The sequence below is a fragment of the Serratia sp. 3ACOL1 genome (assembly GCF_003668775.1).
Lineage (GTDB): Bacteria > Pseudomonadota > Gammaproteobacteria > Enterobacterales > Enterobacteriaceae > Chania > Chania fonticola.
In genome coordinates this window covers 4,817,872-4,832,469 of record NZ_CP033055.1, presented here as the reverse complement: position 1 = coordinate 4,832,469, position 14,598 = coordinate 4,817,872, and the positions used below count along the sequence as shown (strand labels likewise).

The window sequence follows — 14,598 nt, the reverse complement described above, 5'->3', positions numbered from 1 at the left end:
CTTTTCCTTACGGTTTTTTCCCCAACGTTAGCACCACACTGCCCGTGCGTGGCCGACATGCTTCTGCCCTATCCTGCGCAACGAGCTCAAGCTGCCGGGGCTGGATCTGTATCACTTGCCAATCCCCATCCAGCACCCGCTGCCGGGGCAATAACCCCAACCACTGCCCCTGTGGGGTGACCACCCAGCCATAGCGCAAATCCGGTGTGCCAATAATCCCTTTCAGCCGCCAGCCCTCTGGTGAAACGGCAGGATCGGCACAGGCCGCCGTTAGCGGTGGCTGGAACGGATCGCGATACTGTTCAGCCCACAGCGGAGCCGAGAGCAACAGCCAAAACCACCACGCCTTATTCATCCACCGCCTCTTCTGAGCTAATCAGAGTCAGTTGAGTGGTTAACCCTTCGGGCTGCCTCTCGATCTTCATCTGCCCAATCCTGCGGGTGGATGGCAGCGCCTCCAGCAAGCGCAACAAGCCATCGAAAGCTAGCTGTAACCTTATCTTTTGCTGGGCTGGTTTCTCCTGCTGCTGGAAACGTAGCAGCCGCCCCCCAAGCTGATAGAGCTGAGTCCCCAAATCCTCCGGCTCATCAGGCACGATCAACACCTGCTGCCCCAACCGCTGCTCAAGCTCTGCTAACGGCGGTAGCTGGCTCAGTTGCTGCTGACGCTCGGCAATCTGGTGTACCAACTGCTGACGCTGCTCATCCAGCCTTTCCCACCGTTGCCATTCCCCCGTGATCACCCCACTGCAGGCCAACAGCCCAACCCCAGCTAATACCAGCCATTGAGCCGCCAGCAACTGCCAACCAGGCCGGGCTAGCCAGGGAATAAGCCAGTCTGGCAGGGGCTTATCCATCCTGCCCCCAGCGTGCCGTGACAGTGAACGCCAGCCCTCCCTCCTTACGCTGTGTGACTTCAACCAGGCGACAACCCTGCAACAAAGGTAGCGCGGCCAACCGCTGTTCAAAGGTGACAATCTCCCCATACGCCCCACCTTGCCCCCGCAGCAAAATCCCCCTGGCGTTCTCTTCAAAATCCGTGAGCCACAAAGTGTCCGGCAGCGCTACCGAGAGCTGTTGCAATAGCGACAAGTAACGCAGGTTGCGCGCTCGATTATGCTGGTAACGGGTGCTTTCTGCGGCCAAACGGGCCAATTCGGCCATCTTTTGCTGCGTCTGCTGAATACGCCCAGCCAGCTCAGTGTGTTGCTGCGTTAAGCCCTGCAATATCGACCGTTGCTTGGCCTGTTGGTAGAACAGCAAAAAGTAGGCTGTCGTGAGCGTAGCCAGCACCAGCAGCAATTGAGCAACGAAGCAGCGTAACCAGAAGGTGTAGCGTTGCCGCTGCCGTCTGAGGCGCCAGGGCAACAGATTGACCTGATACATCAGGCATCCTCGCGGCGCAGGGCCAACCCGCCAGCCAGAACAAACGCCATTGGCTGGGCGGGCAGCGGCGGGTATAAGCGGCTGAAAGCCGTGAACGGCGACCAGGGCATGGCGCCTTCTGGCGCGGCCTCGTCCAGCACGCTGCTGTAATACACCTCTTTAGCCCCCATGGCTGGGCAAGCTGAACGCAGGGCTGCCAACGCCTGCTTGACGCCGACGGCTTCCCCCGCAGGCAAGACGCCATAAGCAAAAGACATCGCTCGCGGCGCTACCCATAACCATTCCGACTCCAGGCGATGCAGCAGCCCGGCATCGGGAGCCAAGCCGGCAAATGCAGCCATCATGCTTAGCGCATTGGGTGCGATATCGATCACCTGGGGATGCAGATCCGCCAGTTGCAGGCAATGCAGCCATTGTTGCAGCTCCTGCTGGCGGGCCGCGGTGAGCAGCAACTGATGGGTATTGGGCTGCGCCTGGCGGTAATCCATTGCTAACGTCTGGCTGTCTAACGGGAACTGTTTCAGGCCCTGGGTGGTGATGTAGTCATGGCGAACCGGCTCCTGCAAGCGCAGATCCGGTAGGGGTAACGTCTGCTGTAATACCCGCTGTGCGGGTAAAGCAATGCGTAAGGAAATATGTCTTGGTAACCGGCTACGCCACTGCTTGAGTAGCGCCACCAGCATTGCAGAACTCTCTAAATGCCCCGCCCGCAGCGCCGAATAGGGCAATGCCTGTTGCCACCAGTGGCGCAATTGCCAACCGTTACGCCGACGCTGCGCAGCCAGCGCTCTGATGCTGTGATCCTGGATATCCAACCCCACCTGCCACGTTTGAGAAAACATATTTCACCCCACCTCCGTACCCTCAGATAACAAAAGAACATATCCATGTTGCAGGCTTGCCTTTATACTACCGCGCGGTTGTTTATAAACTGCCCAATTGACATGAAATGGGAAATCTCAGGTGAAGTTCGTAAAGTATCTTTTAATCCTTGCAGTGTTTTGCATCGTGCTGGGAGCAGCCTCGATTTTTGGCTTGTACAAATATGTCGAGCCACAGCTGCCCGATGTCGCAACGCTGAAAGACGTGCGGCTACAAATCCCGATGCAGGTTTACAGCGCGGAGGGCGAACTGATCGCCCAATATGGTGAAAAACGCCGTATACCTCTCAAGCTGGACCAAATCCCACCGGTGATGGTGCATGCCTTCATCGCCACGGAGGACAGCCGTTTCTATGATCATCACGGGGTCGATCCCGTTGGTATCTTCCGTGCCGCATCGGTCGCGCTGGTTTCCGGCCATGCTTCGCAGGGGGCCAGTACCATCACCCAGCAGTTGGCCAGAAACTTCTTCTTGAGCCCGGAACGCACCTTGATGCGCAAAATCAAGGAAGCCTTCCTGGCGATCCGCATTGAACAGATGCTGACCAAGGATGAAATTCTTGAGCTGTATCTGAACAAAATCTATCTGGGTTACCGCGCTTATGGCGTGGGTGCTGCCGCGCATGTCTATTTTGGTAAGGATGTCAGCCAACTGACGCTGAGCGAAATGGCCACCATTGCCGGATTACCCAAGGCACCGTCCACCTTTAACCCGTTGTACTCCCACGATCGCTCCGTAGCGCGTCGTAACGTAGTGCTATCGCGGATGCTGGATGAGCGCTACATCACGCAGGCGCAGTACGATCAGGCCCGCAATGAGCCTTTGGTAGCCAATTACCATGCGCCGGAAATCAGCTTCTCCGCCCCTTATCTTTCTGAGCTGGTGCGTCAGGAGATGATCAAGCGTTACGGTGAAAACGCCTATACCGACGGTTACAAGGTCTACACCACCATCACCAAGCGGCTGCAACAAGGCGCGCAGGAGGCGGTACGTAACAACATCCTCAACTACGACATGCGCCACGGCTATCGCGGCCCGTCAAACGTGCTGTGGAAAGTGGGTGAACCAGCCTGGGATCAGAAACAGATTGTCGATTCCCTGAAGAACCTGCCGAACTATGGCCCGCTGTCTCCTGCAGTGATCCTGCAGGCGGATGCCGAACAGGCTACTGCCATGCTGGCCGATGGCAGCCGCATTGCGCTCCCCATGTCTGGCATGCGCTGGGCACGTGCGTTCAAGAGCGATACGGTGCAAGGCCCTACGCCGAAGCGCGTCACCGACGTGGTGCAGCCCGGCCAACAGATCTGGGTGCGTAAAGTTAACGACAACTGGTGGCTGTCACAGGTGCCGGACGTGAACTCGGCGCTGGTATCGCTCGATCCTAACACCGGCGCTATCAAGGCGCTGGTCGGCGGCTTCGATTTCAACCAGAGCAAGTTCAACCGCGCAACCCAGGCACTGCGCCAGGTGGGTTCCAACATCAAACCGTTCCTGTACACCGCGGCGATGGATAAGGGGCTGACGCTGGCCACCATCCTCAACGATCTGCCGATCACCCGTTGGGATGCCGGTGCCGGTACCGACTGGCGGCCAAAAAACTCGCCACCTACTTACGTCGGTCCTATCCGGCTGCGCCAAGGCCTTGGCCAATCGAAAAACGTGGTGATGGTGCGGGCAATGCGCGCCATGGGCGTGGACTATGCCGCTGAATATCTGCAACGCTTTGGTTTCCCGGCGCAAAACATCGTGCATTCGGAATCGCTGGCGCTGGGATCGGCTTCGTTCACCCCGCTACAGGTGGCACGCGGCTATGCCGTGTTGGCCAACGGTGGCTACCTGGTTGACCCGTACTTCATCACCAAGATCGAAGACGATACCGGTAACGCGATATTCGAAGCCAAACCCAAAGTGGTCTGCGACAGCTGCAACCTGCCGGTGATCTACGGTGATACGCATCGTTCGGCCATGCTTTCCGATGATAACACCGAGAACGTGGCGGTCTCGCAGGAAGGCAACAATGCCAACGTACCGATGCCGCAGCTTGAGCAGGTAACCCCGGCCCAGATGCAGCAGGATAACGACCAGCAGTATGCGCCACATGTGATCAGCACCCCGCTGTCGTTCCTGATCCGTGATGCGTTGAACACCAATATCTTCGGTGAACCGGGCTGGATGGGCACCGGCTGGCGCGCAGGCCGCGATCTTAAACGCCATGATATCGGCGGCAAAACCGGTACCACCAACAGTTCGAAAGATGCCTGGTTCTCCGGCTACGGCCCAGAAACAGTGACATCGGTGTGGATCGGTTTCGACGATCACCGCCGCAATCTTGGCCGTTCCTCCGCTTCAGGTGCCATCCCGGATCAGATTTCCGGTGGTGAAGGTGGGGCGAAGAGTGCTCAACCGGCTTGGGATGATTTTATGAAGGTGGCGCTGGAAGGCCTGCCAGAGCAGAAAGTCACTCCACCGCCGGGGATTGTCAGCGTGACCATCGACAAGAGCACCGGCAAACTGTCCAACGGGGGCGGAGGTAGCCGTTCCGAGTACTTTATCGAAGGCACTCAACCCACGGAGTTCTCGGTACATGATGCCGGAACCACCCTGACAGACCCTGGTGGCGAAAGCCACGAGCTGTTCTAAAAACGACAATGGCCAGAGCAATCTGGCCATTTTTTTATCTTAACCGGCGGGCGCCGCATGTTGTGAGCCCGGGCGGGTTTGTCAGCAGCGCCCGTGCAGATGAATCGATGGAGGGTTAGCGTGAACCGCGCAGGAATGCCTCTGCCAGGAACAATGCGCTGACATTGCGCGCCTCACGAAAGTCCGGTTCCGCCAGCAGTGCCATCATGTTGGCTATCGGCCAACGCACCTGGGGTAACGGCTCTGGCTCATCCCCCTCCAGGCTTTGCGCATAGAGGTCGTGTGCCAGCACGATATTCATCTGGCTGGAAAAATAGGAAGGTGCCATCGTCAGTTTGCTGAGGAAATCAAAGCGCCCGGCCCCAAAGCCGACCTCTTCCATCAGTTCACGGTTAGCGGCTTCCAACACCCCTTCGCCAGGGTCGATCAGCCCTTTGGGGAAGCCCAGCTCATAGGATTCGGTGCCTACCGCATATTCACGGATCAGCAGCAAATCATCCCCTATCACCGGCACAATCATCACCGCTTCGCGTTCCGAAGGGCGCATACGCTCATAGACCCGCCGCACACCGTTACTGAACTCCAGATCGACCGACTCCACGTTAAATAAACGCGAGCGCGCGACCGTTTCGACTTTCAGAATTCTAGGTTTTTGCAGCTGTTTATCCATGATTGCCTCAAATAGGTTAACCGCCTAATACACTGAATACTCAGTACTCTCAGGCAGATAACCAGGATAATAATATGCGCGTTGTGGTAGACAGCAAAAGGGTCAACCACTGGCTAAACTCGATCTTGATCACATTGTGCGTTAATGGGAACCATTTCCGCAACGAGCTTAGCCTGTAATTTACTTTTTTTTAACAAACCTGACCAGCAGCTACCCCGGTGGATAAAAAAACAGGTAGGCAAATAGGATAATCCTGATATCCGGACACCATGAGGATTGCTATGCTCGTGCAGGTTAAAAAATCGTACGGTAAATGCCTAACGATAGCCACGAATGAGAGCCGGATAACAACTAATACGGTGGGTCATTCTATCTCTGGGCGGTTAACTCCGTATAATGTCTGGCTTTGCGTAAGATTGGCGGTTTCATGGGTGTAGGACGAGAATAGCATGAGCACAATAGCGTTGATATTGGCCTTAGCGCTAGCCTGCCTGATCGCTGCTGGCCTCTACTTGTGGTTTAAATTCCGCCCCCAGCCAGCCTTGGCAGGTATCCTGCCGTTCGTCAAACCTAACCACCGCAAACTGACCGCGCCAGAGCGGGCAGCTATCGAGAATTACCTCAACCAACAGAACCACCTGGGCAACAAACTGCTGTCGGGTTCCACTTCCCTGCCTTCTGCCAGGCTGGCGTTGACCGCACAGAGCGACAACGTTTACCCGATCACCCATGCCATCACCCGCTATGGTCTGGCCAGCGATGAACCCAACAACTGGCGCTACTACCTCGACTCGGAAGAGATCCATCTTCCTCCGTTTTGGGAGCAGTACATCAGCGCCGATAACCATGTCGAAGTGATCAAAACCCAGACGCTACCGCTGGTGATCTCACTCAATGGCCATTCGCTGCTGGATCATATTTACGACAGCCCACCTTCGCCGGTAGTGACTACAACCCCGACAAGGAACGCCTCCATCCGCAAAGAAGAGAGCGAACATATTGAGTTGGTGAACATTCGCAAGGAAACCCGCGAGGAACATGAGCTTAACCGGCCGAACGGCGTCAAGGAAGCGGCCCTCATCTCTGCTGCCCTACTGCTGCTGTTCCTTAGCCTGATCAGTCCGGTGGTAGTGATCCCCTGGATCATTCTGGTGGCGGTGCTGATGATCGTCTGGGGCTGCTGGCATCTGTTGCGCCGCCCGAGCGAAAAAGAGCTGAAAGAGGTGCACTGTCTGCGCGGCACGCCAAAGCGCTGGGGGTTATTCGGTGAGTCCAATCAGGGGCAAATCAGTAATATCTCTTTTGGCATTATCGATTTGATCTACCCCCCGCACTGGCTGCCTTACCTGAATGCGGACCTGGGTAAAACCACCAATGTGGATATCTACCTCAACCGGCAGGTGGTACGTCAGGGGCACTATCTTTCCCTGCATGACGAAGTGAAGAACTTCCCCTTGCAGCATTGGGGCAAGAACGCCGTATTAGCGGCCAGTTCGCTCGTGGTGCTGTTGTTACTGTTAATCTACATTCCACTCAGCCTACCCGCTAAATTGAGCACCGCGTGGTTACAGGGCACACAGAAGACGGAAGTCACCAGCGTTCAGGCGCTGGAGGCCATTCCACTGCATATCGGCGATAGGCTGAAAATTCAGGGCAACGGCATGTGCTACGTTCCTTCGGGCAACAACAGCGCCACTGCGCCGAGCTTTATGCCTTTCGATTGTTCGGGGATCTACTGGAATACGGCTACCCCGCTGCCACAACCTGAATCGGAAGTGATCGATAAAGCTGCCGCGCTGATGGCCACCATCAACCGGCAACTGCACCCAAGCGGTGCCGAGCAGAAAGTGAACCCGCAGTTGGCCAGTGCCATTGAAAAGTCAGGCATGATCCTGCTGGATGACTTTGCGGATATCGTATTGAAAACGCAGGACCTGTGTGGCACGGAGGCCGACTGTGTGCGCTTGAAGAACGCATTGGTCAATCTGGGCAACGTCAAGAACTGGGCCAACCTGGTGAAACGGGCCAAATCCGGGGCGCTGGAAGGCGTTAACGTTCTGCTCCGTCCGGTCAGTGCTGAATCGCTGGAAAACCTGAGTAACGCGGCTACCTCTGCCTTTGTGGTGCGGGAAACCCGTCAGGCCGCTGCGGCCCTCAACAGCCCACCGCCGGGCGGTTTTTTGATTACCAGTGACGAAGGCAAGCAGTTGGTGGATTATCCCTTGCCCACACAGCCGCTGAACGAATACAACTCACTTGACCAATGGAAAGAACTACAGCGTCTTAGCAGCATGTTGCTACATACGCCGTTCCGGGCAAACGGGGTGATCACCAATATCTTTGTCGATGCCAACGGCACTCGGCATATCGCCCTGCATAGTGAACCGGATATCGTGACCCTGTGGCGCTATCTTGGCACCAGCCTGCTGTTGCTGGTGTTGGTCGTCGTGCTGGGTTACAACTCCTGGCGGCTGGTGCAACGCAGGCGCAAAAACCAACATCGCCTCGCCGATATCCAGCGCTATTACGACAGCTGCTTCAACCCGCAGCTCACCCCGATATCCATACGCCCGATGGCGTAGCCTCCGCCCTACCATCCGCCTATACTAGGCTGTATGTTTTTTATCATCCGCGGGATACCGCTATCCCGCCTATGGAGTTGGTTCATGGTTCCTGAGTTTGATTGGCACGATATTGATACCGTACTGCTGGATATGGACGGCACCCTGCTGGATCTGGAATTCGACAGCCATTTTTGGCTAACGCTGGTACCGCAGGCGTTAAGTGAGCAACGGGCCATTCCCTTCGACGACGCCAGCAAAATCATTCACCAGGAATACCTGGCCGTGCAACACACCATGAACTGGTATTGCTTTGATTACTGGAGTGAACGCCTCGGGCTGGATATCTACCAAATGACCAGCGAAGTCGGCAACCGCGCTCGGCTACGTGAAGATACCCAGCCGTTTTTGCAGGCGTTACGCGATGCCGGGCAGCGCACCATCCTGCTCACCAACGCGCATCCACACAGTCTGGCGGTGAAGGTTGAGCACACCGGTTTGGATCGACACCTTGATTTATTACTTTCCACCCACACATTTGGTTATCCAAAGGAAGATCAGCGTCTGTGGCAGGCCGTGCAGCAGCAAACCGGCTTTGACCCGCAGCGCACGCTGTTTGTGGATGATGGTGAACCCATTCTGGATGCCGCAAGCAAGTTTGGTATCCGCTACTGCCTTGGCGTGCAGAACCCGGATTCCAGCATGGCGAGTAAAACTTTCCAGCGTTATCCGTCGATGAGCGACTACCGCCAGTTGATACCGGCCTTGGAACGGAGGGAGCAATGAAAGCCAAAGCAACACCGGATGAGGCCGTCCGCCTGGATAAATGGCTGTGGGCCGCCCGATTTTACAAAACCCGCGCACTGGCCCGTGACATGATCGACGGCGGCAAAGTGCACTACAACGGGCAGCGCGGCAAGCCGAGTAAAGCCGTTGAAATCAATGCCGAAATCAAGCTGCGTCAGGGCAACGACGAACGCATTGTCATCGTGCTGGCCATCAATAGCCAACGGCGTGGAGCCGATGAGGCGCAGCTGATGTATCAGGAAACCGAGGCCAGCATTGCCAACCGCGAGAAAGTGGCGCTGGCACGCAAGATGAATGCGCTGACCATGCCGCATCCGGATCGTCGTCCGGACAAGAAAGAGCGGCGCGATTTGATTAAATTTAAATTTGGCGAGCAGGAATAATCCCTCGCCTCAAAGAGAGAAAACTATGTCCAACCATGACCAATTGCACCGTTACCTGTTCGAAAACTACGCGGTGCGCGGTGAGCTGGTTACCGTCAGCGAAACCTATCAGCACATCCTGACCAACCATGATTATCCGGCACCGGTACAAAAATTGCTGGGCGAGTTGCTGGTCGCCACCAGCCTGCTGACCGCCACGCTGAAGTTCGACGGTGACATTACCGTTCAGGTGCAAGGTGACGGCCCGCTGAAACTGGCAGTGATCAACGGCAACAATCGCCAAGAAATGCGTGGTGTAGCCCGTGTCGAAGGCGAGATTGTGGCCGACAGCACCCTGCACCAGATGCTGGGTAACGGCATTATGGTGATCACCATCAGCCCGTCTGAAGGTGAACGCTATCAGGGCGTGGTGGGTCTGGAAGGTGAAACGCTGGCCCAGTGCCTGGAAGGGTATTTCCGCCAGTCCGAGCAGTTGCCAACGCGCCTGTTTATCCGCACCGGCGAAGCCGAAGGTAAACCAGCGGCTGCCGGCATGCTGCTGCAGGTGCTGCCAGCTCAGGACGGCAATGCCGATGATTTCGACCATCTGGTACAGCTGACCGCCACCATCAAGGATCACGAGCTGTTCACCCTGCCGGCTAATGAAGTGCTGTATCGCCTCTATCATCAGGAAGAGGTTACGCTGTACGAACCCCAGGACGTGATCTTCCGCTGCACCTGTTCACGCCAACGCTGTGCCGATGCCTTGATCACGCTGCCAACGGAAGAAGTGGCCGATATGCTGGAACAGGATGGCAACATCGATATGCACTGTGATTACTGTGGTAATCATTATGTATTCGATGCGTTAGACATTGCCGCCCTTCACAACGGCAATGCCGACAGCAGCACCCAACTGCATTAAGCAACACCGCGGTGTGACGTGCGTCGAGTTGTGACGCACGTCAGGCCCCACCGTTTGCACGCTTGCTTTATTCCGTGGTCTACATCTCATAACGTAACTAAAAAACGTTTAATACGTTAAATATTTGATACCTATCGCGGTTACATCTCCATGGATCCCTACAATTGTCGCCAGAAATTCTGTGATCAAGGAGTAGTGACATGCGTGTTAATGGTATAACCCACCAGGATCTTGCCGCTTATGGAATTCATAACGTTGGTGAAATCGTTCACAATCCGAGTTATGAATTACTGTTTAAGGAAGAAACGGACCCTTCACTGCAAGGGTTTGAGCGTGGTGTAGTAACCAATCTGGGTGCCGTTGCCGTCGATACCGGCATCTTCACCGGCCGTTCGCCAAAAGATAAGTACATCGTTCGTGACGATATCACCCGGGACACCGTCTGGTGGGCCGATCAAGGTAAAGGCAAAAACGATAACAAACCTCTCAGCCCTGAAGTCTGGGCAGATTTGAAACAACTGGTCACCGAGCAGCTTTCCGGCAAGCGCCTGTTCGTGGTCGATACCTTCTGCGGTGCTAACGCAGATTCCCGCCTGAAAGTCCGCTTTATCACAGAAGTGGCCTGGCAAGCGCATTTCGTCAAAAACATGTTTATCCGCCCGAGCGATGAAGAACTGCAAGGCTTTGAGCCTGATTTCGTGGTGATGAACGGCGCCAAGTGCACCAACCCGAACTGGCAGCAGCAGGGAATGAACTCGGAAAACTTCGTGGCATTCAACCTGACCGAGCGTATGCAGCTGATCGGCGGCACCTGGTACGGCGGCGAAATGAAAAAGGGTATGTTCTCCATCATGAACTACCTGCTGCCGCTTAAAGGCATTGCCTCCATGCACTGCTCGGCCAACGTGGGCGAGAAAGGCGACGTGGCAGTGTTCTTCGGCCTGTCCGGCACTGGTAAAACCACGCTGTCCACCGATCCGAAACGCCAACTGATTGGCGATGACGAACACGGCTGGGATGACGATGGCGTCTTCAACTTCGAAGGCGGCTGCTACGCCAAGACCATCAAGCTGTCGGAAGAAGCCGAGCCAGATATCTATCACGCCATCAAGCGTGATGCGCTGCTGGAAAACGTCACCGTCCTGGCCGACGGTACTGTGGACTTCAACGACGGATCGAAAACCGAGAACACCCGCGTTTCCTATCCGATCTACCACATCCACAACATCGTCAAGCCGGTATCCAAAGCGGGCCACGCTACCAAGGTGATCTTCCTGACTGCGGACGCCTTCGGCGTACTGCCGCCGGTATCACGCCTGACGGCCAACCAGACCCAGTACCACTTCCTGTCCGGTTTCACCGCCAAGCTGGCCGGTACCGAGCGCGGTGTTACCGAGCCAACGCCAACCTTCTCTGCCTGCTTTGGCGCGGCATTCCTGTCACTGCACCCAACCCAGTATGCAGAAGTGCTGGTCAAGCGCATGCAGGCAGCCGGAGCCCAGGCTTACCTGGTCAATACCGGCTGGAACGGCACCGGTAAGCGTATCTCGATCAAAGACACCCGCGGCATTATCGACGCCATCCTCAACGGTGAAATCGATAAGGCTGAAACCATCACGCTGCCAATCTTCGATCTGTCGATGCCAACTGCCCTGCCAGGCGTTGATCCGGCCATCCTCGACCCACGTGCCACCTATGCCAGCATAGAGCAGTGGGAAGAGAAGGCGCACGATCTGGCGAACCGCTTTATCACCAACTTCGACAAATACACCGATACCCCGGCAGGCGCTGCACTAGTCAGCTCGGGTCCGAAACTGTAATAGCGTTGATTACCCCCTAAGCCAAGGCGCGGAATTCCGCGCCTTTTCTATTTGTGGCTGATTTGCACTTGAGGTTGGTTTGAATTCGTGGCTGACTTGCACTTGTGGTCAATTTGTAGGGGCGCCGCATGCTGCGCCCGTTGGAGGTTGGAGGAGGCACATATGGACTTGAAACAAACGTTACTGAAGAAGCCACCGCGTTATGGATTGGGAACCTGGATGCATCAACACTTTGCCGAATTAGGCGGCGTCGAGTTGAAAATCCCGCCGCGCGGGGAGAAACCACCGCGCGATGTCACCTTTGGCGATGAAGATGAAGGAAACACGAAACCCTGACCAGGCCACAATGCTGCGGCCTTAAGTCAGGATATCAGGCGTTCTCTTTGGCTGGCGGATTCCCGCTGGAAGTTTCTTTCTTCTCGATCGGTATTGGGAGATAGGCTCGGATACGCAGCCCACCGCGCTCGCTGGTGCCGATATCCAGCACGCCAGCATGAGCGTCAATGATGCGCTGCACGATCGCCAACCCTAACCCGGTGCCGCTGGTGCTACGCGCACTGTCGCCGCGCACAAAGGGTTGGAACAGGTGCTTCAGCTCTTCCGGCTTGATACCGGGGCCATCATCCTCCACCTGGAACCAGCCGCGCTGCAGTTCTCGCCCGCTGCTGACCTTGATCCAGCCGTTGCCATAGCGCGCCGCATTCACCACCATGTTCACCACCGCACGTTTGATCGATAACGGATGCACATTCACCATCAGCTCACCCGGCAGAATATCGGTTTCAATCACCCGTTCGTAGCCACTTTCTGTCGCCACCACTTCGCCCAGAATGGAGTTCAAATCGCAAATTTCGGTTTGCATCTCCTGGCCGGTACGCAGGTAATCAATAAACTGTTCGATGATGGCATTACATTCTTCGATATCTTTATTGATCGACTCCGCCAGATAACCGTCTTGCTCGCTCATCATTTCCGTCGCCAGACGGATACGCGTCAGCGGCGTGCGCAAGTCATGACTGACCCCCGCCATCAGCAGCGTGCGATCGTCGGCCAGCAACTTCACCCCAGAGGCCATCTGGTTGAAGGCCCGGGTTACCGAACGCACCTCAGAGGCACCATACTCACGTAGCGGCGGCGGAATAATGCCTTTGCCTACCTGCAAGGCAGCATGCTCAAGCTCCACCAGAGGGCGGTTCTGAATGCGGATAAACAGCCAGGCGCCGCCTATCGCCAGCAACATAATCGCCAGGGTGTAGCGGAACAGCGGCGAGAAATCGCCTTGATGGATTTCGGTCAGCGGGACGCGCACCCAGATATCCGGCTGCAACCAGGTTTTCAGCCAGACCACCGGGGAGTTTTTGTTCACCTCGACGCGGACATCGGTCGGGCCACCCAGTTGCTGCGCCATCTGCTGGCTAAGGAATTGGTAGTGTTGCGCCCAGCGCAGGCCGCTCTCTTCCGCAGCCGCGTTGGTATAAAGCGAAATGCCCAGCTCGCGGTAGATCTCGCGGCGGAACGCTGGCGGCACCTCCAGCAAGGTACCGTCCTCCAGTTGCAGCCGATCGGTCATCAGCATACGAACTTCGTACGCCAATACCTTATTGAACTGCTGCAGACTGGGCAGGATGGCGAAGTTAAGCACCACCAGATAGGTCGTCACCAGGCTGACAAACAGCAAGGTGACGATCAACAGCAAAGTTCGGGCAAACGAGCTACGCGGTGAAAAGCGTAATCTCCTCATGCCTTACTGCCGTCCGGGACGAAGACGTAGCCAAGACCCCAAACGGTCTGGATATAGCGTGGATGTGCCGGATCTTCTTCAACCATGCGGCGCAGGCGCGAGATCTGCACGTCGATGGAACGCTCCATCGCACTGTATTCACGGCCACGGGCCAGGTTCATCAGCTTATCACGCGACAACGGTTCACGTGGGTGGCTGACCAAAGCTTTCAGCACCGCGAACTCACCGCTGGTTAATGGCATAGGTTCATCTTCACGGAACATCTCGCGCGTGCCGAGGTTCAGTTTGAATTTACCAAAGGCGATCACCGCCTCTTCCTGAGAAGGCGCACCCGGCAGTTCGTTGGCCTGGCGGCGCAGCACGGCACGGATACGAGCCAGCAGTTCACGCGGGTTGAACGGCTTAGGGATATAGTCATCGGCACCGATTTCCAGCCCGACGATACGGTCCACTTCTTCACCCTTGGCGGTCACCATAATGATCGGCATCGGGTTGCTTTGACTGCGCAGGCGACGGCAAATGGACAGCCCGTCTTCACCCGGCAACATCAGGTCTAATACCATCAGATGGAAAGACTCACGCGTCAGCAAACGATCCATTTGCTCAGCGTTAGCAACGCTGCGAACCTGGAAGCCCTGTTCGGTTAAGTAACGCTCTAAAAGCGCACGCAGGCGCATGTCATCATCGACGACCAGAATCTTGTGATTCTCTTGCATTGTCTGACTCCCAAAGGCTGTATTGCCTGATTCTAGACTGTGGCCCGCACTTATGCATTGGCACCGCTGGCGGCTATTTGGCAACAGC

General features: G+C 56.1%; 13 protein-coding genes and 1 pseudogene. 7 read left to right on the top strand and 7 right to left on the bottom strand.

Annotated features, from left to right (window positions below):
* Positions 1-7: 7 nt before the first annotated feature.
* Genes D9980_RS21750 through pilM form a run of 4 tightly spaced genes read right to left on the bottom strand, consistent with a single transcriptional unit; the run spans position 8 to position 2,228 of the window.
* A complete protein-coding gene (locus D9980_RS21750) occupies positions 8-355 on the bottom strand; it encodes a DNA utilization family protein (RefSeq protein ID WP_024482739.1) in 348 nt (115 codons plus the stop codon).
* Positions 348-857, bottom strand: coding sequence for a hypothetical protein (locus D9980_RS21745; protein ID WP_024482740.1), 510 nt, complete (start codon positions 855-857; stop codon positions 348-350). The genes D9980_RS21750 and D9980_RS21745 overlap by 8 nt, the downstream gene beginning before the upstream one ends.
* Positions 850-1,386 carry a PilN domain-containing protein gene (locus tag D9980_RS21740; protein ID WP_024482741.1) on the bottom strand — a complete coding sequence of 179 codons (537 nt, stop codon included), beginning with the start codon at positions 1,384-1,386 and terminating at the stop codon, positions 850-852. Before D9980_RS21740 ends, D9980_RS21745 begins: the two co-directional genes overlap by 8 nt.
* A complete protein-coding gene (gene pilM / locus D9980_RS21735; protein ID WP_121608422.1) occupies positions 1,386-2,228 on the bottom strand; it encodes a type IV pilus biogenesis protein PilM in 843 nt (280 codons plus the stop codon). The genes D9980_RS21740 and pilM overlap by 1 nt, the downstream gene beginning before the upstream one ends.
* Before the next feature lie 121 nt (positions 2,229-2,349).
* On the opposite strand from pilM, the gene mrcA reads away from it, so the two are divergent.
* On the top strand, positions 2,350-4,908 hold the full coding sequence (gene mrcA, locus D9980_RS21730) for a peptidoglycan glycosyltransferase/peptidoglycan DD-transpeptidase MrcA (RefSeq protein WP_121608421.1): 2,559 nt from the start codon (positions 2,350-2,352) through the stop codon (positions 4,906-4,908).
* 115 nt (positions 4,909-5,023) lie between these two features.
* Here the strand turns inward: mrcA and nudE are convergent, their stop codons facing one another.
* Entirely contained in the window at positions 5,024-5,578 is a 555-nt protein-coding gene (gene nudE, locus D9980_RS21725; RefSeq protein ID WP_024482744.1) for an ADP compounds hydrolase NudE, read from the bottom strand.
* A gap of 449 nt (positions 5,579-6,027) precedes the next feature.
* Between nudE and D9980_RS21720 the strand changes: the two genes are divergently transcribed.
* From D9980_RS21720 to D9980_RS21695, 6 genes and pseudogenes are all read left to right on the top strand, one after another.
* The gene (locus D9980_RS21720) at positions 6,028-8,160 is read left to right on the top strand and encodes an intracellular growth attenuator family protein (protein ID WP_121608420.1); all 2,133 of its coding nucleotides are present in this window, start codon (positions 6,028-6,030) and stop codon (positions 8,158-8,160) included.
* A gap of 84 nt (positions 8,161-8,244) precedes the next feature.
* Entirely contained in the window at positions 8,245-8,925 is a 681-nt protein-coding gene (gene yrfG / locus D9980_RS21715; protein ID WP_024482746.1) for a GMP/IMP nucleotidase, read from the top strand.
* Positions 8,922-9,329, top strand: a complete 408-nt coding sequence (gene hslR / locus D9980_RS21710) for a ribosome-associated heat shock protein Hsp15 (RefSeq protein ID WP_024482747.1) — start codon at positions 8,922-8,924, stop codon at positions 9,327-9,329. Before yrfG ends, hslR begins: the two co-directional genes overlap by 4 nt.
* A 25-nt stretch (positions 9,330-9,354) precedes the next feature.
* Positions 9,355-10,233: an Hsp33 family molecular chaperone HslO gene (gene hslO, locus D9980_RS21705; protein WP_024482748.1), complete on the top strand. Its 879-nt coding sequence runs from the start codon at positions 9,355-9,357 to the stop codon at positions 10,231-10,233.
* A gap of 200 nt (positions 10,234-10,433) precedes the next feature.
* Positions 10,434-12,053, top strand: coding sequence for a phosphoenolpyruvate carboxykinase (ATP) (gene pckA, locus D9980_RS21700; protein ID WP_121608419.1), 1,620 nt, complete (start codon positions 10,434-10,436; stop codon positions 12,051-12,053).
* A 150-nt stretch (positions 12,054-12,203) separates the two neighbouring features.
* Positions 12,204-12,389: pseudogene (locus tag D9980_RS21695) on the top strand (plasmid stabilization protein); the annotation flags it as partial.
* A 34-nt stretch (positions 12,390-12,423) separates the two neighbouring features.
* On the opposite strand, the gene envZ reads toward D9980_RS21695, so the two are convergent.
* Positions 12,424-13,794, bottom strand: a complete 1,371-nt coding sequence (gene envZ / locus D9980_RS21690) for a two-component system sensor histidine kinase EnvZ (RefSeq protein WP_024482751.1) — start codon at positions 13,792-13,794, stop codon at positions 12,424-12,426.
* Positions 13,791-14,510: a two-component system response regulator OmpR gene (ompR, locus tag D9980_RS21685; protein WP_004709363.1), complete on the bottom strand. Its 720-nt coding sequence runs from the start codon at positions 14,508-14,510 to the stop codon at positions 13,791-13,793. The genes envZ and ompR overlap by 4 nt, the downstream gene beginning before the upstream one ends.
* Positions 14,511-14,598 lie beyond the last annotated feature (88 nt).